Here is a 21,749-nt window from a genome sequence, read left to right as displayed (position 1 = left end):
CGGCGCGATACTGAACTCCAGCAAGCGAAGAGGAGATCGCACAGATGAAGGTTGCGGTTCTCGGCGGCGGACCAGCCGGCCTCTACTTTGCCATTTCGATGAAGCTCAGGGACGCCACGCACGATGTGACGGTGTTCGAGCGCAACCGCGCCGACGACACGTTCGGCTGGGGCGTCGTGCTGTCGGCCGAGACGCTCGACAATCTGTCGAAGAACGACCCGGTCAGCGCCGTCTGGATCAAGAAGCACTTTGCCTACTGGGACGACATCGCCGTCATCCATGATGGCGTGCGCACGGTCTCGTCAGGGCACGGTTTCTGCGGCATCGGCCGCAAGCGGCTTCTGGTCCTGCTGCAGCGCCGGGCGCGCGAACTCGGCGTCAAGCTGATATTCGAGACCGACATCGCCGATCCCAAACCTTACATGGAGACGCATGATCTTGTGGTCGCTGCCGACGGCCTGAACTCCAGGGCGCGCAACAGCTTCGTCGAGATCTTCAAGCCAGACATCGACACCCGCAAATGCAAGTTCGTCTGGCTCGGCACGCAACAGAAATTCGACGACGCTTTCACTTTCATCTTCGAGAAGACCGAGCATGGCTGGGTGTGGGCGCACGCCTACCAGTTCGACAGCGACACGGCGACCTTCATCGTCGAATGCAGCGAACAGACCTGGGCTGCCTTCGGCTTCGCCGCTATGTCGCAGCAGGAATCGATCGCCGTCTGCGAGCGGATCTTTGCCAAGCATCTCGGCGGCCACGCGTTGATGACCAATGCCAACCACATCCGGGGGTCGGCCTGGATCAATTTCCCGCGCGTGCTGTGCGAGCGCTGGTCCTACAAGAACCTCGCCCTGATGGGCGATGCGGCGGCGTCGGCGCATTTCTCGATCGGCTCCGGCACCAAGCTGGCGCTGGAAAGCGCGGTGGCGCTGGCCGAATATGTCGAGTCCGAGCCGGACCTCGACGCGGCGTTTCGTAGATATGAGGATGCCCGCCGCACCGAGGTGCTGAAGCTGCAATCGGCGGCGCGCAATTCGCTCGAATGGTTCGAGGAGGTCGAGCGCTATCTTGGCCTCGATCCGGTGCAGTTCAACTATTCGCTTTTGACCCGCTCGCAGCGCATCAGCCACGAGAATTTGCGGCTGCGCGATGCCGAATGGCTTGAAAGCGCCGAGGAATGGTTCCAGCGCCAGGCCGGCGCCGGCGGCAACAGCCTGCGCCGCGCGCCGATGTTCGCGCCGTTCAAGCTGCGTGACATGAGGCTGCAGAACCGCGTCGTCGTGTCGCCGATGGCGCAGTACAAGGCCGTCGACGGTTGCCCGACCGACTGGCATTTCACCCACTATGCCGAGCGCGCCAAGGGCGGCGCCGGCCTCATCTATATCGAGATGACGTGCGTCAGCCCGGAAGGGCGAATCACGCCCGGTTGTCCGGGATTCTATGCGCCCGAGCATGAGGTGGCATGGAAGCGGCTGGTCGACTTCGTCCACACCGAAACCGAAGCCAAGATCTGCGCCCAGATCGGCCATTCCGGCGCCAAGGGCTCGACCCGGCTCGGCTGGGAAGGCACCGACGTGCCGTTGGTCTCAGGCAACTGGCCGGTGATGGCAGCCTCGGCCGTGGCGTGGTCGCCGCAGAATCAGGTGCCGAAGGCGATGGACCGCGCCGACATGGACCGCGTGCGCGACGAATTCGTAGCCTCTGCCGAGATGGCCGATCGCTGCGGCTTCGACATGCTCGAGATCCACGCCGCGCATGGCTATCTACTGTCGTCCTTCATCACGCCGGTCACCAACCGGCGCACAGATGAATATGGCGGTTCGCTGGATAACCGCATGCGCTATCCCCTCGAAATCTTCCGCGCGGTGCGCGCCGCCTGGCCGGCGGAGAAGCCGATCTCGATGCGCATTTCGGCCAATGACTGGGTCGGCATCGAGGGTGTCACACCGGCCGACGCGGTCGAGATCGCGCGGCTGCTGCATGAGGCCGGCGTCGACATCTGCGACGTCTCGGCCGGCCAGACCTCGGCACTGGCCAAGCCGGTCTATGGCCGCATGTTCCAGACGCCGTTTTCCGACCGTATCCGCAACGAGGTCGGCATGGCGACGATGGCGGTCGGCAACATCTACGAGCCGGACCATGTCAATTCGATCCTGATGGCCGGCCGCGCCGATCTTGTGGCATTGGCGCGGCCGCATCTCGCCGATCCCTATTGGACGCTGCATGCGGCGGTGACGCTGGGCGACCGTGGCGTGAAGTGGCCGGATCCCTATCTGCCCGGACGCGACCAGCTCTACCGGCTGGCCGAGCGCGACGCCGCAGCGGGGCTGAAAGTATGACGGCGGCCTCGACGATCCCCGGCAAGCATGCGCTGGTCACCGGTGGTGGCTCCGGTGTCGGACGTGCCATCGCGCTGGCGCTGGCTGCTGCCGGCATCGACGTCACCATCTGCGGCCGCCGGGAAGCAGAGCTTGCCCAGGTGGCCGGCGAGAACGACCGCATCTTCGGCATCGCGGCCGATGTCACCGATGAGGCGGCGATGGCGTCGCTCTATGAGAGGGCGCAAGCCGCGCGCGGACCGTTCGACATCGTCGTCGCCAATGCCGGCATGGCCGGCAGCGCGCCGGCGCACAAAACTACCCTAGCCGACTGGCAGCGCACGCTCGACGTCAATCTGACCGGCGCCTTCCTGACGGTGAAGCCGGCGCTGGCCGGAATGGCGGCGCGGAAAACAGGACGAATTGTTTTCATCGCCTCGACCGCCGGGCTGAAAGGCTACGCCTATGTGGTGCCTTACGTCGCGGCCAAGCATGGCGTCGTCGGCCTGATGCGGGCGCTTGCCGCCGAAACGGCGAAATCGGGCGTAACCGTCAACGCCGTGTGCCCGGGCTTTGTCGAAACCGAGATGCTGGAAGACTCTATCCAGCGCATCATCGAGAAGACCGGCCGCTCGGTCGAGCAGGCGCGATCGAGCCTTGCCTCGACCAACCCGCAAGGCCGCTTCATCCAGCCAGATGAGGTTGCCGCCGCCGTGCTGTGGCTGTGCGGCGATGCCGCCCAGTCGATCACCGGACAGGCGATTTCCATCTCAGGAGGCGAAACATGGTAGCCGGCCCCCTGCCCGCGCCGTCGGGACCCGGCAAGGACCGCTTGCGGCTGTGGATCAGGCTGCTGCGTGCCTCGCGCACGATCGAGGCCGAGCTGCGCGAGCGGCTGAAGAAGGAATTCAACACGACGCTGCCGCGCTTCGACGTGATGGCCGCCCTCTATCGCGCGCCGGAAGGCATGCTGATGAGCGACCTGTCGCGCTTTCTGCTGGTGTCCAACGGCAATGTCACGGGGATCGTCGACCGGCTGGTTTCGGAAGGACTTGTCGCCCGCGCGCGGCGCAATGGCGATCGCCGCACCTCGATGGTGCGGCTGACCGAGGAAGGTACGCAGGCTTTCGCCACCATCGCCGCGGCGCATGAAGGCTGGATCGGTGAATTGCTGGGCAAGGTCAGCGAGGACGACGCGCGCCGGCTGACCGGCATGCTGACCTCGTTCCGCAGCAACTGGGAGGGACGCGAATGACCGCAATGGCCGGACGCAAGCCGAAGCATTTCCTCTGGGAGGTCGAGGGCAGGATCGCCAAGGTCCGGCTCGACCGGCCGGAGCGCAAGAACCCGCTGACCTTCGACAGCTATGCCGAGCTTCGCGACACGTTCCGCGACCTCGTCTATGCCGACGATGTCGACGCCGTGGTGTTCCTCTCCAATGGCGGCAATTTCTGCTCCGGCGGCGATGTCCATGACATCATCGGCCCGCTGGTCAAGATGGACATGAAGCAGCTTCTCGCCTTCACCCGCATGACCGGCGATTTCGTCAAGGCGATGCTGAATTGCGGCAGGCCAATCATTGCGGCGGTCGACGGCGTCGCGGTCGGTGCCGGCGCCATCATCGCCATGAGCTCCGACATCCGCATCGCCACGCCGGAAGCGAAGACCGCATTCCTGTTCACCCGCGTCGGCCTCGCCGGCTGCGACATGGGCGCCTGCGCGATCCTGCCGCGCATCATCGGCCAGGGCCGCGCCGCCGAACTGCTCTACACCGGCCGAACGATGACGGCTGATGAAGGCGAGCGCTGGGGGTTCTACAACAGGTTGGTCGATGCCGCAGCGCTTGAGGCCGACGCGCTCGACATGGCGGCGCGCATCGTCTCCGGTCCGACCTTTGCGCACGGCATCACCAAGACACAGCTCAACCAGGAATGGTCTATGGGTCTCGACCAGGCGATCGAGGCGGAAGCGCAGGCGCAAGCGATCTGCATGCAGACCCGCGATTTCGAGCGCGCCTACAAGGCGTTCGTGGCCAAGGAAAAGCCGGTGTTCGAGGGGGATTGAGGATGAGCGGTTTGCACCCAGGCACCCCCCTCTGGCCTGCCGGCCATCTCCCCCGCAAGGGGGGAGATCAGCTGAACGCATCGCTTTCGCCAATCTCCAACGTTGCCAGGTCGAAGCCGTCGGCAAGGCTGCCGATCTCCCCCCTTGCGGGGGAGATGTCCAGCAGGACAGAGGGGGGTGCCTGGCACCAACACTCGGAATGTTACCTCCATGGCTGACAAGAGTTTCCTCAACTGGCCGTTCTTCGAAGACCATCATCGTCACCTCGCCGAGCAGCTGGAGGCATGGTGCGCGAAAAACCTGCCCGTCTCCCACCATGATGTCGATGCCGCGTGCCGCGAGCTGGTGGGCAAGCTCGGCCGGGATGGCTGGCTGAAGCCGACCGCGCTCGACACCGACAATCCGGGGCCACTCGACGTGCGCACTTTGTGCATCACGCGCGAGACGCTCGCCCGCCATGACGGGCTGGCCGATTTCGCCTTCGCCATGCAAGGGCTGGGCACCGGTGCGCTCAGCCTGTTCGGCACGCCGCAACAGCAGCAATGGCTGGCAAAGACGCGTGCCGGCAAGGCGATTTCCGCCTTCGCTTTATCGGAACCGCGCTCTGGCTCGGATGTCGCCAACACCGAAATGACGGCGACCCGCGACGGCGACAGCTATGTCCTGTCCGGCGAGAAGACGTGGATTTCCAATGGCGGCATCGCCGATCTCTATGTCGTCTTTGCTCGCACCGGCGAGGCGCCGGGCGCCAAGGGGCTCTCCGCCTTTCTTGTGCCTGGCGACGCCAAGGGGCTCGGCATCACCGAACGCCTGGAAGTGATCGCACCGCATCCGCTAGCGCGGCTGTCGTTCGATGCGGTCCGCCTGCCGACCTCGGCGCTGATCGGCAGACCCGGCGACGGCTTCCGCATCGCCATGTCGGTGCTCGACGTGTTCCGCTCGACGGTCGGAGCGGCAGCGCTCGGCTTTGCCCGCCGCGCGCTGGACGAAAGCATCAAACGGGTGGCCGAGCGCAAACTGTTCGGCGCGCCGATGGGCGAGTTGCAGATGGTGCAGGGCCATATCGCCGACATGGCGCTGGACGTCGACGCGGCCGCCCTGCTGGTCTACCGCGCCGCCTGGACCAAGGACATGGGTGCCCCCCGCGTCACCCGCGAAGCGGCGATGGCCAAGCTGTTTGCCACCGACAAGGCGCAAGAGGTGATCGACAAGGCCGTGCAACTGCATGGCGGCGACGGTGTCCGCAAAGGCCATATCGTCGAAAGCCTGTATCGCGAGATCCGCGCGCTGCGCATCTACGAGGGCGCCTCCGACGTGCAGAAAGTGGTGATCGCGCGGCAAGTGATGGGCGCGGCCTGACGGCAGAGATTTGATAGGCATTCGATTTTGAAAATTGGTTTTTGGAATACCGGGAGGTTTTGAATGCACACGATTCTGCAACCGGAGGGCTGGGCAAAACCTGTCGGCTACGCCAATGGCGTCGCGGCGCGCGGGCGGCTCGTCTTCGTCGGCGGACAGGTCGGCTGGAATGGGCAGTGCCAGTTCGAAACCGACGAATTTGTCGGCCAGGTACGGCAGACGCTGGAGAACGTCGTGGCGGTGCTGGCCGAGGCCGGCGCGGGGCCGCAGCACATCACCTCGATGACCTGGTATTTCACCGACAAGGCCGAGTATCTCGCCAATCTCAAGGGGCTCGGTAAAGCCTATCGCGAGGTGATCGGCCGGCATTTTCCGGCGATGGCCGCCATGCAGGTGGTGGCGCTGGTCGAAGACCGCGCCAAGATCGAAATCCAAGCCACGGCCGTCATCCCGGAATAATCAATTCTCTATCTCAGGAATAGATTATTCACGCAGTCCCGCCTGCCTCAAAATCGGAAGCACGTGATCGCAGAAATAGGGCAACTCCTGCGTATAATTGACGAAGGACAGCGCAATGCCCTGATAGCCATGCCCGGCAATGGCGGCCATGTCGGCGGCGATCGTTTCCGGCGTTCCAATCAGCGGGTAGGTCCCGGCGCCGCCGGCGAAGCGTTGCCGGTAGCGGTCATAGGCATGCGGGTCGTGCGATTGCGAGAATTCCTTCTTGCCCGCCATATGCGCATCGACCGCGTCGTGGTCGGCCATATCAACGGCGTAGCGCGTGTAGTACGCCTGTGCTTCCTCCATTGTCGGGCGGCAGACGACATGCGCCACGGTGTAGACGCCGACATTGCGGCCTGCCTTGTCGGCCCGCTCGCTGATGTCGGCGACGTGCCTGCCGGCATCGCTCATCTCGGAAAAGGTCGTGAACAGATAATCGCATCGGGCGGCGGCAAAATCGCGCCCCGGCCCGCCGAAAGCAGCGTTCATGGTCACCGGGCGCGGAACCTGCAGGCTGGCCGGCCGGCTGACGGCCTCCTTGAGGCGGTAATAGGTGCCCTCATAGTCAAGCGGCTCGGCCGAGGCATAAAGCTTTTCGAGGATCTCGATCCATTCGGCCGCCTGGTCGTAGCCCTTCTCGACCAAAGGCGTGCCGAACATGCCGAATTCCTTCGGGTTCCAGCCGCAGACGATGTTCAGGCCGGCGCGGCCCTGGCTGATATGGTCGACCGTCGCCAGCGCCTTGGCGGCATAGAGCGGATGCACCAGCGGCACATGCACGGTCATGAACAGGCCGATCTGCTCGGTGGCCATGGCAAGAGCCGCCGCCCAGGTGAAGGTCTCGAACGACCATTCGCGTACCTTGTTGCGGCCGCCAAAACCGCGCCAGCGCGCGATCGGCAGCATGAACTCCAGCCCGGCACGGTCGGCGATCTGCGCTGCCGTCAGATTGTCCTGCCAGCTCGCCGTCCAGCGTTCCGGAACGTCTGATATGGCAAGGCCACCATCGGCATTGGTCGAAAAGACACCAAGCTTCAGCCTGTTTGGGCCGTACAAGGGATGTTGTTTGTTCATGTCGCGACCTCTCGACGAAGATCGCACGCTACGGCTCCGCAAAAATATTTCAAGCATGAAATAGCTTCGCCCGGCGATGGTTTGCGGATATGGATTCTGCCCGGACGAAAAAGGGGATCAGCATGAGCGAGTTCCGCCAGAAATGCATCGGCAAGACGAACCTCGTCGGTTCCTTTGCCGCCATTCCCCATCCCGTCGCGGTCGAAGTGATGGCGCAGTCCGGCCTCGATTTCCTCTGCGTCGATTGGGAGCATGCGCAGATCTCGCGCGACATGATCGAGAGCATGATACGCGCGGCCGATTTGCACCGCGTGCCGGCCATGGTGCGCGTTCCCGGTCACGCGCCGGAAGCCATCCAGGCGGCCTTGGACAGTGGCGCGCAAGGCGTGCTGGTGCCCCGCATATCGACCGCCGCCCAGGCCGAAGCGGCGGTGAAAGCCTCACGTTATCCACCCAAGGGCGAGCGCGGCGTCGGACCCGGTCGGGCCGCCGGCTACGGCTATCGCATTCCCGAATATCTTGCCGGCGCCAATGACAGGATCGTCGTCGCGATCCAGGTCGAGACATCGGAAGGGCTGGCCAACATCGAGGCAATCGCGGCCGTCGACGGCGTCGATGTGATCTTCGTCGGTCCCGGCGATCTTTCGGTGTCGATCGACGCAATCGGGCCGAACGGCGCCGACAGGCTCAATGCGGTGATCCGCACGATCATCGGTGCGACGATCGCACATAACAAGGCAGCCGGCATATTTTGCGCCAGCCCGCAGACTGTCGGGCAATGGGCAGCCATCGGCGCCAGCTTCTTCATCCTGGCCAGCGACACGATGTTTCTCGGCGCCGGCGCTGCGGCCAACTGTGCCGCCGCACGCAACGAGCTGGCATGAGATGGGCGCCGCAAGGCGAAAAGGGCGTATCGGCAAGGCAACAGACCGGCCAAACTTTTTAAGCTTAAAACTTTCGCCTTGAAAAGTGCCGCGCTTTGGATAAGCATTCCAGGATCGATGGCGACTGCCGTACGGGACGGACTTCCCTGCCAGTCCATCGTTGTACTCCGGGTGGGAGGGGTTTCAGTCCTTGTCGTTCGTACTGCCCCAGTCATCGTCCAGCGCGCGTTATGCCTTCGATGGCGTGCGCGCCCAGATTCGCGATCTGCACACCGAAAACATCGCCAACCTTGCCGTGCGGGCGCGTGAACTGGGCGATGTGATCGCACTCTGGTACGGCGAAGGCGACATGGTGACGCCGGCTTTCATCCGCGACGCCGCCAAGACGGCCTTCGATGAAGGGCTGACTTTCTACGTTCCCAACATGCGCGGCCATGGACCGCTGAATGAAGCGCTGTCGGAGTATCAGACGCGCGTGCACGGCCGGCCGATCCCGATCGCACGCACCACCGTCACGCCTGGCGGCATGCAGGCGCTGTACCTGGCGCTGGAACTGCTGGTCGATACCGGCAGCAACGTCGTCTATGTCGCGCCGCAATGGCCCAACATCCACAACGCCATCCATTTGATCGGCGGTGAGCCGCGGCCGTTTTCGCTCGATTTCAGGGGTGACTGGCATCTCGACCTCGACCGGCTGTTTGCGACTTGCGACGCACGCACGCGGGCGATCTTCCTGTCGACGCCGTCCAACCCGACCGGTTGGACCGCATCGCGCGAGGAAATGCAGGCGCTGCTCGATTTCAGCCGGCGCGCTGGCATCTGGATCATCTCCGACGAGGTCTATGGCCGGCTCTATTTCGAGGGCGATGTAGCGCCCTCGATCCTGCAGATTGCCGAGGACGGCGACCGGGTGCTGTCGGTCAACAGTTTCTCCAAGGCCTGGGCGATGACCGGCTGGCGCATCGGCTGGCTGACGCATCCGTCAGGCGTTGCCGACCAGCTCGGCGCCATGACGCAATATGTCAACAGCGGCACGGCCGCTCCGATCCAGGCTGGCGCTGTAGCGGCGATCCGCCAAGGCGAGCCGCTGGTCGAGGAGATCCGGCAGCGGATCCGGACCGGCCTCGACCTTGCCTATGACCGGCTGGCGCAGATTCCGGGCATCATCCTGCCTGCCAAACCGCGCGGCGGCATGTATGCCTTCTTTGCCATGGACGGCGAGAGCGATGCACGTGACGCCTGCGCCAGGATATTGGAGACGGCGCGCGTCGGGCTGGCGCCCGGCCATCTGTTCGGAAGTTCGGCAACGGCCTTCCTGCGGATGTGCGTGTGCCGTGAACGTAACCAGATCGCGACCGCGCTCGACCGCATGGTCGCTGCCATGAATTGACGCCCTGCCTGAAGCGGGGCGGCAAAAAACCGTGCGGGAGCAACCCGCCCGATCAACAACAGAGGGAACACAAATGAGCTTCACGCGCCGCAAACTGCTTCTTCTCGCCGCCGCCATCGGCATTGCCGCCGGCCCCGCCACCGCCTATGCCGCGGATGTGCTGAATGTCGGCGCCTACCCGACCAATCCGCCCTTCGAATTCAAGAATGAGAGCGGCACCTTCGAGGGCTTTGAAGTCGACATCGTCAACGAAGCCGCCAAGCGCATCGGCATGACCACCGACATCGCCGATGTCGGCTTCCAGGCGCTGTTTGCCGCCACCACTTCGAAGCGCATCGACGTCGCGATCTCGTCGATCACCATCACGCCGGAGCGGCTGAAGTCGCAGTCGTTCACCCAGCCCTATTATGATTCCGACATGGGCATCGCCACCAAGACCGACAGTCCGATCAAGGCCGAAGCCGATCTCAAGGGCAAGATCGTCGGCGTGCTGTCCGGCTCGACCGGGGAGACCTGGGTCAAGGCGCATCAGGAAGCCGACGGCTTCAGCGACGTGAAGGGCTATGACACGCAGCAGAACCTGCTGCTCGATCTCAGCGCCGGCCGCGTCGATGCTGCCGTCAGCGACATTCCGGGCATGGAATATTCCTTCACCAAGATGAAGGACCTGGTCGTCAAGGAGCGCATCAAGACCGGCGAACAATACGGCCTGATGATGACCAAGGATCACCCGCTGCTCGGCAAGCTGAACGATGCGCTGGGCGCGATGAAGAAGGACGGCACGCTGGCCGCGATCCACAAGAAGTGGTTCGGCAGCGATGCGCCTGCCGACTCTTCGACCATGAAGGAAATGCCGCTGCCGAAGGCCTGAGCTGAAAGCTGCGCTGACATCGTGCCGGCTTTCCAGGCCGGCACGATTCATTTCACGCGCCAGCGCCGGCTTCCGCGCAGACCGTCTCGCCATCGGCGAGGCATATTGGTTTTAACCTGAGCATCCTTGCTCTCGGGTTCGGGAACGCTCCCATGTCGCTGCTGGATACCTTCTTCAATCCCGACGTCATCATGTCCAGCCTGCCGGCGCTGCTGCGCGGCTTCCTGAACACGCTGCTGCTCGGCATTTTGAGCATCGGCATCGGCATCCCGATCGGCCTGGCGATCAGCCTGGTGCGGCTCTATGCGCCGAAGCCGCTGCGTTGGCTCGCGGTCGGCTACACCGACATCTTCCGCGCCCTGCCGGTGCTGGTCGTGCTGATCCTGATCTACTATGCGCTGCCGTTCCTCGGCATACGGCTGTCGTCCTGGGCGTCGGCGGTGACTGCCTTCGCCTTCATCATGTCGGCTTACTCAGCCGAGGTGTTCCGATCCGGCATCGAAAGCATTCCGCGCGGCCAGTTCGAGGCGTCGCAGGCGCTTGGCCTGCCGTTCCTGCTGACCTTGCGCAAGGTGGTGCTGCCGCAGGCGATCCGCGTCGTCATCCCGCCGATGACCAGCAACTGCGTCTCGATGTTCAAGGACACGTCGCTCGCCTCTACCGTGGCGCTGCCGGAACTCTTGAAGGAAGCGACCAACGCGCAGTCGCTCTACGCCAACCCCTCGCCGCTGATCGGCGCAGCACTTGTCTATCTGATCTTCCTCTGGCCGATGGTCCGCCTCGTCAGTCTGCTTGAAGAGCGCTTCAAGACCGAAAAGAAGCGCTGACCTCCGCCACCTGATCCCGCCCAAGTCCTTTGCAGGAGCCTACCCCGTGAACAAGCACCAGACCGACAATGCGAATGCCACCGCGTTCCCCGTCGAAACCATCCGCGCCATGTTTCCAGCTTTGCAGCGGGCCGGCGACTTCATCTTTTTGGACAATGCCGCCGGCGCGCAGATCCCGCAGAGTGTGCTCGACGCGGTGACCAACCATCTGGTTTCGCACAATGTGCAGCGTGGCGGCCGCTATGGCCGCAGCGTCACTGTCGACCAGTCGGTTGCCGATGCACGGACAAGCGTCGCGCTGCTCATCAACGCCTATAGCTCGGCGGAAATCTGCTTCGGCATGAATGCCACTTCGTTCATCCGCCTGGTCAGCCTCGGCATCGGCCAGATGCTGGCCAAGAATCCAGACGAGGAGCGTGACGAGATCGTCATCACCGACATGGACCACGACGCCAACATCGCGACATGGCTGGCGCTGGAATCGGCCGGTGCGAAATTCAAATGGTGGCGGATGCGCGAGGACGGCAATCTGCATGTCGACGATCTGCGCCCACTGGTTTCCGATCGCACCCGTCTCGTCGCCTGCACAGTGACGGCGCATTCGATCGGCTCGATCGTCGATGTCGCTGCGGTGGCCAAGATCGCGCACGCGGCAGGCGCCGAAGTGTTCCTCGACTGCGTGCACTACGGGCCGCATGGGCTGATCGACGTGCAGGCCTGGGATTGCGACTATCTCGTCTGCTCCGGCTACAAGAATTTCTCGCCGCATATGGGCTTCCTGTGGGGCCGTTTCGAAACGTTGAAGCGGCTGCCGACCTTCCGCGAGGATTTCATCCCCGACGAGCCGCCCTACAAGGTCGAGGCCGGCACCTTCATCTACGAGAACGTCGCGGGCATGGATGCCGCCGTGCAGTATCTGGAACTGATCGGCCGCAATCTGGCACCGTCCAACAACCGCTCGCGGCGCGACAACATCGTTGCCGGCATGGGCGCCATCCGCGACTACGAGCTGGTGCTGGCGCGCGAGATGCTGGCTGTGCTCAAGGACTGCGGCGCGACCATCTACGGCGTTGCCGACGAGGCGCGCATCACCGAGCGCGTGCCGACCTTCTGCTTCAACATCGGCAAACTGTCGCCGCAGCGGATCGTCGAGGAAATGGCCGAGATGCAGATCGGCATCCGCGACGGCCACATGTACGCGCCACGGCTGATGAAGCGCCTCAACCTCTCGATGGACAGCGGCGCCATCCGCGCCTCGCTGGTGCATTACAACACGGTGGGGGAGGTGCACAAGTTCGGTGAGGCGCTGCGCGCCATCATCGCCAGGCTTTCGTGAGTGGTGTCTGGAGCGAGGTGCATTTGGGTTGAACCGGCGTCGGGTCCGTACCCGATGCCACAGGCGATCGACGCGACGGGCACCAAGGGCCGTACCTGACTCTATGTTCCCTTCACGATTCTCGGCTTGGTCGGTCGGCGGGATTGAGCCGCGCTTTCGAGGGCCAGGGCCCGCTTCTCGTCTTCGATAGCGCGATCGACTGCCTCGATTTCTTCCTGGAGCACCTTCAGCTCGGCTCCGTAGCTGGAGCCGTCGCTGTCCCCGATCTGAAAGCCACTTGCCCGCATTGCGTCGCGAGTATGGTGCACGTTACGGACTCCTTCGCGTCGAGTCGCGACCAGGATTTCCCTGAACTCTTCAAGACGTTCAACGTGACTGCGAGCCATTTGCGTTCTCCTACTTCGTCGTCATCGTCGTCGCTGACGGCGATCAGCACGGCAAAACTTACGGCGCAGAAGGTTTCAGCGACTCTAAGAAATACGCTCGACAGAGCATGAATGCGGAAGCTCAAATTTGAACGACTTGCAATGACGTGGAGCGCGGCGGCCGGAAATTGGCTTGGGACCCGACCGCTCACGGGTGCTAACCTCTTCGACCAAGTGCGTCTGCTGCTTGGCGCGCTTGCCGGTCCATCCAACGGCCGATTCCGGGTCGGTTTTGCCCCTACGCCGCCTTCTTCTTCGCCAGCCGCGCCTTGATCGAGGCGACGTCAGCGCGCGGCGTGGCAGCAAACAGCGTTTTTGTATAGTTGTGCTTGGGGTCGGCGAAGACCTCGCCGCGCGAGCCGTATTCGACGGCTTCGCCGAAATACATCACCATCACATCGTCGGCAATGTAGCGCACCACGGACAGATCGTGGCTGATGAAGACATAGGTCAGCTGAAACTCGTCCTGCAGGTCGGCGAGCAGGTTGAGCACCTGCGCCTGCACCGACAGATCGAGTGCGGACACCGGCTCGTCAAGCACCAGCAGGCTCGGGTTGAGCATCAGCGCGCGGGCGATGGCAATGCGCTGGCGCTGGCCGCCGGAGAACATGTGCGGATAGCGGTTGTAGTGCTCGTGGCCGAGGCCGACCTTCTTCAGCATCTTCATCGCCAGGTCGCGCCGCTCGGCGGCCGACTTGTCGGTGTTAATCAAAAGCGGCTCACCCAGCACGTCGCCGATCTTCTGGCGCGGATTGAGCGATCCATAGGGGTTCTGGAAGACGATCTGGACCTTGCGGCGCATCTCCTTCGTCAATGCGTTCCTGGCGATGTCGACCTTGTTGCCGTCGATGAACAGGTCACCCGCTGTCGCCGGATCGATCAGCGTGATGATGCGGGCGAGCGTGGACTTGCCGCAGCCGCTTTCGCCGACGATGGCCAGCGTCTTGCCCTTATCCACCTTGAAGGAGACGCCCTTGACCGCATGCACCGTGCGCGGCCCGGTGAACAGGCCGCCGCCAATGTGGTAGTCGCGAACGATGTTCTTGCCTTCGAGAACCGTGGTGCTCATGAGGCGGCTCCAGCGACCGAAGGGGCCGGCTCGAACATCATGTCGGACACGGTGGGCAGCCGGTCGCCGACGGCGTTTTCCGGCAGCGCCGATAACAGCGCGCGCGTGTAATTGCTCTTCGGCGATTCAAACAGCGACAGCACGTCGGCCTCTTCCATCTTGCGGCCCTTGTACTGGACGATGACACGATCGGCGGTCTCGGCCACCACGCCCATATTATGGGTGATCATGATCAGCCCCATGCCGTACTTGGCCTGCAGCGAAACCAAGAGATCGAGTATCTGTTTCTGGATGGTGACGTCGAGCGCCGTGGTCGGCTCGTCGGCGATCAGCAGTTTCGGATTGCAGGCGATTGCGATGGCGATCATGACGCGCTGGCACTGGCCGCCCGACATCTGGTGCGGAAACGAGCTCAGCCGCTCTTCCGGGTCGGCGATGCCGACCAGCTTCATCAATTCGATGGCCCGCGCCCGGCGCTGGGCGCGATCCATGCCCATGTGGAAGCGCAGCACCTCCTCGATCTGGAAGCCGACGTTGAAGCACGGGTTGAGGCTGGCGACCGGCTCCTGGAAGATCATCGAGATGTCCTTGCCTACGATCTTGCGGCGTTCGGACGGGCTGAGCTTCAGCAGATCGACGCCGTCGAAGGCCATGCGGTCGGCCTTGACCGTTGCCGTGTTGGGCAACAGGCCCATCACCGCCAGCATCGCCACCGACTTGCCGGAACCGGACTCGCCGACGATCGCCAGCACTTCGCGCGGCTCGATCGACAGGTCTATGCCTTGCACCGCCATGAACGGTCCGGCTGCGGTGTCGAAGGAAACGGTGAGGTTCTTGATCTCGAGCAGAGGCATGCTCACGACCTCTTCAGCTTGGGGTCGAGTGCGTCGCGCAGGCCGTCGCCGATCAGGTTGATGGCGAAGACGGTGATCAGGATGGCGAGGCCGGGGAAGGTCACCACCCACCAGGCGCGCAGGATGAACTCGCGTGCTTCGGCCAGCATGGTGCCCCATTCGGGCGTCGGCGGCTGCGCGCCCATGCCGAGGAAGCCGAGGGCGGCGGCCTCGAGAATGGCGTTGGAGAAGGACAGCGTCGCCTGCACGATCAGCGGTGCGATGCAATTGGGCAGGATGGTGACCAGCATCAGCCTGAGATGGCTGGCGCCGGCGACCTTGGCCGAGACGACGTATTCGCGGTTCTTTTCCGCCATCACGGCGGCGCGGGTGAGCCGGGCGAAATGCGGCTGCAGCACGAAGGCGATGGCGATCATGGCGTTGACGAGGCCGGGGCCAAGCACCGCGACCAGCACCAGGGCCAGCAGCAGCGACGGGAAGGCCAGGATGATGTCCATGATGCGCATGATCAGCGTGTCGACCCAGCCGCGGCAGTAGCCGGCGAGCAGGCCGAGGATGACGCCTGAAATCAGCGCTGACGTGACGACGACGAAGCCGATGGCGAGCGAGAAGCGCGAGCCGTAGATCAGCCGCGACAGCATATCGCGGCCGACGGCGTCGGTGCCGAGCAGGAACTGCGCATTGCCGCCTTCCTGCCAGGCCGGCGGCGTCAGGAAGAAATCGCGGAACTGGTCGTCCGGCGAATGCGGCGCCAGCAGCGGCGCGAAGATGGCGATCAGGATCAGCAGCGCGAAAACGAAGAGCCCGATCACCGCGCCCTTGTTGACGGAGAAGTAGTGCCAGAACTCGCCGAACATCTGCAGCCTTGCGTCCTGCGGCTTGACGACGGTCGCGGCTTCGATGGTGGCTGGGCCTTCATTGCTCATGGTCAGTTGGCCCGGATGCGTGGATTGATGACGGCGTAGAGCACGTCGACGATCAGGTTCACCGACATGACGATCAGCGCGATCAAAAGCAACCCGCCCTGCACGGTGAAATAGTCGCGCTTGGAAATGGCGTCGATCATCCATTTGCCGATGCCGGGCCAGGAGAAGATGCTCTCGGTCAGGATGGCGCCGGTCAACAGCGTGCCGACCTGCAGGCCGATGGTGGTGACGACCGGGATCAGCGCGTTGCGGAAGGCATGCAGGCCGATGACGCGGCGCGGCGCCAGGCCTTTGGCGCGAGCGGTGCGCACATAGTCTTCGCCGAGCACCTCGAGCATGGCCGACCGCGTCTGTCGCGCGATGACGGCGAGCGGTATGGTGCCGAGCACGATGGTCGGCAAGATCAGGTGCGACAGCGCCGAACGGAAGGCGCCCTTCTGGCCCGAGATCAGGGAATCGATGGTCATGAAGCCGGTCACCGGCTTGAAGAAATAGAGAAGGTCGATGCGGCCGGAAACCGGCGTCCAGTGCAGCGTACCGGAAAACACGATGATCAGCAGCAGACCCCACCAGAAGATCGGCATGGAATAGCCTGCGAGTGCCGTGCCCATGGTCAGCTGATCGAACCAGGAGCCGCGGCGGATGGCAGCGAAAATGCCGGCGGCCACACCCAGGATGACGGCAAAGATCATGGCGAAGATGGCGAGCTCGACCGTTGCCGGAAAGCGCACCAGGAAGTCCTTGAGCACCGGTGTCTTGGTGGAAAACGAGGTGCCGAAATCACCGCTCAGGATGTTGGTCAGATAGGTTAGATATTGTTGCCAGATCGGCAGGTCGAAACCGAACTGGTGCATGAGCGCCGTGTGGCGTTCGGGCGACAGGCCGCGTTCGCCCGCAAGCACCAGCACCGGATCACCGGGCAGGATGCGCACGAAGCCAAAGGCGAGGATGGTTATCCCGATGAAGGTCGGGATGATGAGGGCGAGCTTGCCGAGGATATAACGCAGCATGGCGGGCGAGTGGGGGCGTCACCACATGGTGGCGCCCCCGTTTCGCAACCTTATTCGGCGATATCGACGCCGTCGAAGCGATGGATACCGAGCGGATCCATCGCAAAGCCGGTGACGGTCTTCTGCATCGGCATGAACACCTTGGAATGAGCGAGCGTCGCCCAGGGCGCCTGTTCCTTGAAGATGACCTGTGCCTGTTCATAGAGCTTGGTGCGCTCGGCCTGGTCCGAAACGGTCTTGGCCTTGTTGATGAGCGCATCGAAGTCCTTGTTGCACCATTCCGCGCGGTTGTTCGAACCGACGGAAGCGCAGCTCAGGAGCACGCCGAGGAAGTTGTCCGGATCGCCATTGTCGCCGGTCCAGCCGACGATGACGGCGCCATCGTGATCGACCGCGGAAGCGCGCTTGAGGTATTCACCCCAATCGTAGCTGACGATCTCGACGGTGACGCCGACCTTGGCGAAGTCCGCCTGGATCAGTTCGGCGGTGCGGCGCGCATTCGGCATGTACGGGCGCGACACCGGCATGGCCCAGACGTTCATCTTGAGATCCTTGACGCCGGCCTCTTCAAGCAGCTTCTTGGCTGCATCCGGATCGTAAGGATCGTCCTTCACTTCCTTGTTGTAGGACCACATGGTCGGCGGGATCGGATTGATCGCCACCTGGCCGGCGCCCTGGAAGACGGCGTCGATGATCGCCTTCTTGTTGATGGCCATGTTGAGCGCCTTGCGGACGCGCACGTCGTCGAACGGCTTCTGCTGGGTGTTGTACATCAGCGCGCCGACATTGAGGCCTTCCTGCTCCTCGACCTTCAGGTTCGCATCGGCCTGCAGGCCGGCGATGTCGGCCGGTGCCGGGTACGACATGATGTTGCATTCGCCGGCCTTGAGCTTCTGCGCGCGCACCGCCGGATCGGTGGTGATGGCGAAGACCAGATCGTCGATCTTCTGCTTGCCGCCCCAATAGTCCGGGTTGGCCTTGTAGCGGATGGCGGCGTCGGTCTGGTAGTCGACGAAGATGAACGGGCCGGTGCCGATCGGCTTCTGGTTGAACAGCTCAGGCGTCTTGTCGGCCTGCAGCTTGTCGGCATACTCCTTGGAGACGACCGAGGCGAAATCCATGCCCAGCGTCGGAATGAAGGTGATCGCCGGCTCCTTGAGGGTGAACTTCACCGTCAGGTCATCGACCTTCTCGACCTTGGTGATGTTGTCGCCGAACTGGTCATTGTAATACTGGTAGGCAATGCCCGGAATGTACTGGAACCAGGGGCCGTTCTTGTCGACCTGACGTTCGAACGAGAACACCACGTCGTCGGCGTTGAAGTCGCGCGTCGGGGTGAAATAGTCGGTCGCGGCGAACTTGACGCCCTTGCGCAGCTTGAAGACATATTCCTTGCCATCGTCGGAGATCGTCCAGCTCTCGGCCAGGCCCGGCGAGGTCGTCGTCTTGCCGTGATCGAATTCGACAAGGCGGTTGAAGACGGTGCGCGATGACGCGTCGAACGTCTGGCCTGCGGTATACGGCGCCGGATCGAAACCTTCCGGCGAAGCTTCCGCGCAGTAGACCAGAGTTTTCGCATTGGCCATGCCGCCCAGGACGCTTGCAGCCAGCAACGCGGCTGCAAAAGTCAGCTTCTTATTCATTGAGTACTCCCTGATGTTCTTCCAAGCCCCTCTATCAGGCTCGCGAAGCGTGCATATAAGCACCGTTTTTCCGGCTTTGGAACACCCCGTTTGCTTACCCCGCGGGAAGCAGGAAAAAAATCCGCTATTTTGCCAAATTGCAGAAAAAATTAGCAGCTTCTTCCATTCACGAGATTATTAACAACCGAATTTTTTTATTGATCGCAAGCTGACGATATAAATGTTCCGCGCGCTTCCGAGCGGCCGAGGGATGCGCCAGGACACCGCCTGGGAGGGCTGGCGACGACAAAGACTTTCGACGGCAAATCTTTCGCCGTGTTGCCGCAAGGGCAAGACTTGCACGGTCACCAACGGAGGCAATACATAGGGTGTAGCGGCCGCAGCGGAGGGCGCCCTTGTCAATTCAGGGGCGAGCGCGGCCCGGATGAACAAGCCTTGTCCAGGGAGGAACGGTTGGCAAAAGCATCAAGGACGACGGCGCCGGCGAAAGCGGGAGCCAAGGTGCCGTCGAAAGCAGCCGGTACTGCCAAGCCGAAAGCACCCGTTGCCAAAGCCGCCACGCCGAAGGCGGCCGCGCCGCCCGTAAGGGCAAAGCCGGCGGTGAAAGCCCCGGCCAAGGCTGCGGCCGGAAAGACGGCGTCGGGGAATAAAGCGGGTGCGGCAAAGCCCGCCGCCAGGCCGGCGTCGAAGGCCGCGGCGGCGGTCAAGACCCCACCGGCGGCAAAGCCGGCCGACGCCACCGCCAACCGACTGCCGAAAGCGCTGACGGCGCTGGCCGCCGGCTTGCCGGACAAGCCGTGGCTCAAGAGCTATCCGAAAAACGTGCAGGCCGAGATCGGCGCCCTGCCCTACAGCTCGATCGGCGATTTCCTCGTCGCCGCCTGCAAGCGGTTTTCCGTGCAGCCGGCCTTCACCTGCATGGACAAGTCCATCAGCTACACCGATGTCGAGCGGCTGTCGGCGGCCTTCGGCGCCTACCTTCAATCGAAGGGCCTGCAGAAAGGCGCACGCGTCGCGCTGATGATGCCGAACGTGTTGCAATATCCGGTGGCGATGATGGCCGTCTTGCGCGCCGGTTATGTGGTGGTGAACATCAATCCGCTCTACACGCCGCGCGAGCTCGAACATCAGCTGAAGGATTCCGGTGCGCAGGCCATCGTCATCCTGGAGAACTTCGCCAACACCTTGCAGGCGGTGATCGCCAGGACCGCGGTCAAGCATGTGGTGGTCGCCGCGATGGGCGACATGCTCGGCGGACTGAAGGGCACCATCGTCAATTTCGTCGTGCGACGCGTGAAGAAGATGGTGCCGGCATGGTCGCTGCCCGGCCATGTCAAGTTCAATGCCGCCATGAAGGCCGGCGCCGGCATGGGCTTCAAGCCGGCCAATGTGGCAGCCGACGATGTCGCCTTCCTGCAATATACGGGCGGCACTACGGGCGTCTCGAAGGGTGCCACACTGCTGCACAGCAACGTGCTCTCCAATGTCGCACAGAACGCGCAGTGGATGGAGGACGCCTACACGATCAAGCCGAAACCCGCGCACCCCAACTTCATCTGCGCGCTGCCGCTCTACCATATTTTTGCGCTGACGGTGAACGCGCTGATGGGCATGCAGCAGGGCGCCCGCAATGTGCTCATTCCCAACCCGCGCGACATTCCAGGCTTCGTCAAGGAACTGCAGAAATATCCGGTGCACATCTTTCCGGGCCTCAACACGCTGTTCAACGCGCTGCTCAACAACGAGGATTTCCGCAAGCTCGACTTCAAACCGCTGGTGCTGACGCTTGGCGGCGGCATGGCGGTGCAGAAGGGCGTCGCCGAGCGCTGGAAGGCGCTGACCGGCTGTTCGATCACCGAAGGCTACGGGCTCTCGGAAACCTCGCCGGTGGCCACCGCCAACAAGTTCACCGCCGGCGACTTCACCGGCACCATCGGCTTGCCGCTGCCCTCGACCGAGATCGCCATCCGCGACGACGACGGCAACAATCTGCCGCTCGGCGAGGTCGGCGAGGTCTGCATCCGGGGACCGCAAGTGATGGCGGGCTACTGGAACCGTCCGGATGAGACCGCCAAGGTGATGACCAAGGACGGCTACTTCAAATCCGGCGACATGGGCTTCATGGACGAACGCGGCTACACCAAGATCGTCGACCGCAAGAAGGACATGATCCTGGTCTCGGGCTTCAACGTCTATCCCAACGAGCTTGAGGAAGTCGTGGCGATGCATCCGGGCGTGCTCGAAGTGGCGGCGATCGGCGTGCCGGACGAGCATTCTGGCGAGGTGCCGAAGCTGTTCGTGGTCAAGAAGGATCCCGCACTCACCGCCGAGGCGCTCACCGCCTTTTGCCGCGAGAACCTGACCGGCTACAAGCGGCCCAGATACATCGAATTCCGCACCGAGCTGCCGAAGACACCGGTCGGCAAGATCCTTCGGCGGGCGCTGCGCGAATGATTGCAGCCGGCGGCGCGGATGCCGTAAATGCACCTTGCCGTCCTGACCCGGCGGAATTCATCAGGACGAACATGCGTCTCGCCCCGGTGCCGTCGGTGCCTGAGATCCAGCTTTATACTCCGCATCCGGCCAGTGGCCTGAGACGGCTCATAGATCCGCACCAAAGCGCTGACGACGATGACGACACGTGCGAGGCGGACAACGATGGACCTGAGCCGCAGCCGCCTTACTGGGCTTATGTGTGGGCCGGCGGCGCGGTGCTTGCACGCCACATACTGGATCATCCGCAAACAGTAGCCGGTCGCCGCGTGCTCGACCTTGGTGCCGGCTCCGGCCTTGTCGGCATCGCCGCCGCCAAGGCCGGTGCGCGCGACGTCATCGCCGCCGAAATCGACCGCAATGGCGTTGCCGCGATCGCTCTCAACGCGGCCGCCAAGGCGTCGCCATCACCGTAATCGGAGACGATATCACCAGGAGTTCGCCCCCCATGGTCGACCTCGTGCTTGTCGGCGACGTGTTTTACGGACAGAACGTCGCCGACCGCGTCACGCCTTTTCTCGAACGCTGCCTGAATGCCGGCATCGAAGTCCTGGTCGGAGACCCTGGCCGTGCCTATCTGCCGCGGTCACGGCTGCACCTGCTCGCCGAATACGAGGTACCGGATTTCGGCCAGACGAAAGACGGCGCTCTGAAGCCGAGCAGTGTCTTTCGCTTCGAGGGCTGAAAAGGCGCTGGCATTGGCCG

At 63.3% G+C, this 21,749-nt stretch carries 19 protein-coding genes and 1 pseudogene; 13 read left to right on the top strand and 7 right to left on the bottom strand.

Annotated elements, in window-relative coordinates; all coding sequences use genetic code 11:
* Positions 1 to 44: 44 nt before the first annotated feature.
* From LB558_RS18775 to LB558_RS18750, 6 genes are all read left to right on the top strand, one after another.
* Positions 45 to 2,339: a bifunctional salicylyl-CoA 5-hydroxylase/oxidoreductase gene (locus LB558_RS18775; RefSeq protein ID WP_224698928.1), complete on the top strand. Its 2,295-nt coding sequence runs from the start codon at positions 45 to 47 to the stop codon at positions 2,337 to 2,339.
* The gene (locus LB558_RS18770) at positions 2,336 to 3,109 is read left to right on the top strand and encodes an SDR family NAD(P)-dependent oxidoreductase (protein ID WP_224698927.1); all 774 of its coding nucleotides are present in this window, start codon (positions 2,336 to 2,338) and stop codon (positions 3,107 to 3,109) included. Before LB558_RS18775 ends, LB558_RS18770 begins: the two co-directional genes overlap by 4 nt.
* Positions 3,103 to 3,573: a MarR family winged helix-turn-helix transcriptional regulator gene (locus tag LB558_RS18765; RefSeq protein WP_023811475.1), complete on the top strand. Its 471-nt coding sequence runs from the start codon at positions 3,103 to 3,105 to the stop codon at positions 3,571 to 3,573. The genes LB558_RS18770 and LB558_RS18765 overlap by 7 nt, the downstream gene beginning before the upstream one ends.
* Entirely contained in the window at positions 3,570 to 4,382 is an 813-nt protein-coding gene (locus LB558_RS18760; RefSeq protein WP_224698926.1) for an enoyl-CoA hydratase family protein, read from the top strand. The genes LB558_RS18765 and LB558_RS18760 overlap by 4 nt, the downstream gene beginning before the upstream one ends.
* A 210-nt stretch (positions 4,383 to 4,592) precedes the next feature.
* A complete protein-coding gene (locus LB558_RS18755; protein ID WP_224698925.1) occupies positions 4,593 to 5,741 on the top strand; it encodes an acyl-CoA dehydrogenase family protein in 1,149 nt (382 codons plus the stop codon).
* Between the two features lie 63 nt (positions 5,742 to 5,804).
* On the top strand, positions 5,805 to 6,200 hold the full coding sequence (locus tag LB558_RS18750) for a RidA family protein (RefSeq protein ID WP_224698924.1): 396 nt from the start codon (positions 5,805 to 5,807) through the stop codon (positions 6,198 to 6,200).
* Between the two features lie 24 nt (positions 6,201 to 6,224).
* On the opposite strand, the gene LB558_RS18745 is transcribed toward LB558_RS18750, so the two are convergent.
* On the bottom strand, positions 6,225 to 7,316 hold the full coding sequence (locus LB558_RS18745) for an LLM class flavin-dependent oxidoreductase (RefSeq protein WP_224698923.1): 1,092 nt from the start codon (positions 7,314 to 7,316) through the stop codon (positions 6,225 to 6,227).
* Positions 7,317 to 7,438: 122 nt separating this feature from the next.
* Between LB558_RS18745 and LB558_RS18740 the strand changes: the two genes are divergently transcribed.
* The 5 genes from LB558_RS18740 (at position 7,439) to LB558_RS18720 (ending at position 12,624) form a co-directional block, all read left to right on the top strand.
* Positions 7,439 to 8,200 (top strand): HpcH/HpaI aldolase family protein, encoded by a 762-nt coding sequence (locus LB558_RS18740; protein ID WP_224698922.1) that lies wholly within the window; start codon positions 7,439 to 7,441, stop codon positions 8,198 to 8,200.
* Positions 8,201 to 8,390: 190 nt separating this feature from the next.
* Positions 8,391 to 9,590, top strand: coding sequence for a pyridoxal phosphate-dependent aminotransferase (locus LB558_RS18735; protein WP_224698921.1), 1,200 nt, complete (start codon positions 8,391 to 8,393; stop codon positions 9,588 to 9,590).
* A 73-nt stretch (positions 9,591 to 9,663) separates the two neighbouring features.
* Positions 9,664 to 10,461: an ABC transporter substrate-binding protein gene (locus LB558_RS18730; RefSeq protein ID WP_224698920.1), complete on the top strand. Its 798-nt coding sequence runs from the start codon at positions 9,664 to 9,666 to the stop codon at positions 10,459 to 10,461.
* Positions 10,462 to 10,613: 152 nt separating this feature from the next.
* The gene (locus LB558_RS18725) at positions 10,614 to 11,288 is read left to right on the top strand and encodes an amino acid ABC transporter permease (protein ID WP_224698919.1); all 675 of its coding nucleotides are present in this window, start codon (positions 10,614 to 10,616) and stop codon (positions 11,286 to 11,288) included.
* 46 nt (positions 11,289 to 11,334) lie between these two features.
* A complete protein-coding gene (locus LB558_RS18720) occupies positions 11,335 to 12,624 on the top strand; it encodes a cysteine desulfurase-like protein (protein ID WP_224698918.1) in 1,290 nt (429 codons plus the stop codon).
* A 101-nt stretch (positions 12,625 to 12,725) separates the two neighbouring features.
* On the opposite strand, the gene LB558_RS18715 is transcribed toward LB558_RS18720, so the two are convergent.
* From LB558_RS18715 to LB558_RS18690, 6 genes are all read right to left on the bottom strand, one after another.
* Positions 12,726 to 13,010, bottom strand: coding sequence for a hypothetical protein (locus LB558_RS18715; protein WP_224698917.1), 285 nt, complete (start codon positions 13,008 to 13,010; stop codon positions 12,726 to 12,728).
* A gap of 277 nt (positions 13,011 to 13,287) precedes the next feature.
* Entirely contained in the window at positions 13,288 to 14,118 is an 831-nt protein-coding gene (locus tag LB558_RS18710) for a dipeptide ABC transporter ATP-binding protein (RefSeq protein WP_224698916.1), read from the bottom strand.
* The gene (locus tag LB558_RS18705) at positions 14,115 to 14,972 is read right to left on the bottom strand and encodes an ABC transporter ATP-binding protein (RefSeq protein ID WP_224699085.1); all 858 of its coding nucleotides are present in this window, start codon (positions 14,970 to 14,972) and stop codon (positions 14,115 to 14,117) included. Before LB558_RS18705 ends, LB558_RS18710 begins: the two co-directional genes overlap by 4 nt.
* Before the next feature lie 2 nt (positions 14,973 to 14,974).
* Entirely contained in the window at positions 14,975 to 15,829 is an 855-nt protein-coding gene (locus LB558_RS18700; protein WP_224699084.1) for an ABC transporter permease subunit, read from the bottom strand.
* Between the two features lie 71 nt (positions 15,830 to 15,900).
* Positions 15,901 to 16,908, bottom strand: coding sequence for an ABC transporter permease subunit (locus tag LB558_RS18695; protein WP_224698915.1), 1,008 nt, complete (start codon positions 16,906 to 16,908; stop codon positions 15,901 to 15,903).
* Positions 16,909 to 16,958: 50 nt separating this feature from the next.
* A complete protein-coding gene (locus tag LB558_RS18690) occupies positions 16,959 to 18,551 on the bottom strand; it encodes an ABC transporter substrate-binding protein (RefSeq protein WP_027039653.1) in 1,593 nt (530 codons plus the stop codon).
* A gap of 453 nt (positions 18,552 to 19,004) precedes the next feature.
* Between LB558_RS18690 and LB558_RS18685 the strand changes: the two genes are divergently transcribed.
* The gene (locus LB558_RS18685) at positions 19,005 to 21,005 is read left to right on the top strand and encodes a long-chain fatty acid--CoA ligase (protein WP_224698914.1); all 2,001 of its coding nucleotides are present in this window, start codon (positions 19,005 to 19,007) and stop codon (positions 21,003 to 21,005) included.
* Positions 21,002 to 21,729 (top strand): annotated as a pseudogene (locus LB558_RS18680) (class I SAM-dependent methyltransferase). Before LB558_RS18685 ends, LB558_RS18680 begins: the two are co-directional and overlap by 4 nt.
* Positions 21,730 to 21,749 lie beyond the last annotated feature (20 nt).

The sequence above is a fragment of the Mesorhizobium sp. CO1-1-8 genome (assembly GCF_020164875.1).
Taxonomy (GTDB): Bacteria; Pseudomonadota; Alphaproteobacteria; order Rhizobiales; family Rhizobiaceae; genus Mesorhizobium.
The sequence above is the reverse complement of the archived record's forward strand: the minus strand, read 5'-3'. Positions and strand labels throughout refer to the sequence as shown.

Bases quoted from the DNA above. Each gene is read 5' to 3' on its own strand.
- LB558_RS18710 (WP_224698916.1), bottom strand. From the start codon at position 14,118: ATGAGCACCACGGTTCTCGAAGGCAAGAACATCGTTCGCGACTACCAC.
- LB558_RS18755 (WP_224698925.1), top strand. From the start codon at position 4,593: ATGGCTGACAAGAGTTTCCTCAACTGGCCGTTCTTCGAAGACCATCAT.
- LB558_RS18775 (WP_224698928.1), top strand. From the start codon at position 45: ATGAAGGTTGCGGTTCTCGGCGGCGGACCAGCCGGCCTCTACTTTGCC.
- LB558_RS18760 (WP_224698926.1), top strand. From the start codon at position 3,570: ATGACCGCAATGGCCGGACGCAAGCCGAAGCATTTCCTCTGGGAGGTC.
- LB558_RS18725 (WP_224698919.1), top strand. From the start codon at position 10,614: ATGTCGCTGCTGGATACCTTCTTCAATCCCGACGTCATCATGTCCAGC.
- LB558_RS18770 (WP_224698927.1), top strand. From the start codon at position 2,336: ATGACGGCGGCCTCGACGATCCCCGGCAAGCATGCGCTGGTCACCGGT.
- LB558_RS18705 (WP_224699085.1), bottom strand. From the start codon at position 14,972: ATGCCTCTGCTCGAGATCAAGAACCTCACCGTTTCCTTCGACACCGCA.
- LB558_RS18690 (WP_027039653.1), bottom strand. From the start codon at position 18,551: ATGAATAAGAAGCTGACTTTTGCAGCCGCGTTGCTGGCTGCAAGCGTC.
- LB558_RS18695 (WP_224698915.1), bottom strand. From the start codon at position 16,908: ATGCTGCGTTATATCCTCGGCAAGCTCGCCCTCATCATCCCGACCTTC.
- LB558_RS18745 (WP_224698923.1), bottom strand. From the start codon at position 7,316: ATGAACAAACAACATCCCTTGTACGGCCCAAACAGGCTGAAGCTTGGT.
- LB558_RS18730 (WP_224698920.1), top strand. From the start codon at position 9,664: ATGAGCTTCACGCGCCGCAAACTGCTTCTTCTCGCCGCCGCCATCGGC.
- LB558_RS18740 (WP_224698922.1), top strand. From the start codon at position 7,439: ATGAGCGAGTTCCGCCAGAAATGCATCGGCAAGACGAACCTCGTCGGT.
- LB558_RS18765 (WP_023811475.1), top strand. From the start codon at position 3,103: ATGGTAGCCGGCCCCCTGCCCGCGCCGTCGGGACCCGGCAAGGACCGC.
- LB558_RS18750 (WP_224698924.1), top strand. From the start codon at position 5,805: ATGCACACGATTCTGCAACCGGAGGGCTGGGCAAAACCTGTCGGCTAC.
- LB558_RS18715 (WP_224698917.1), bottom strand. From the start codon at position 13,010: ATGGCTCGCAGTCACGTTGAACGTCTTGAAGAGTTCAGGGAAATCCTG.
- LB558_RS18700 (WP_224699084.1), bottom strand. From the start codon at position 15,829: ATGTTCGGCGAGTTCTGGCACTACTTCTCCGTCAACAAGGGCGCGGTG.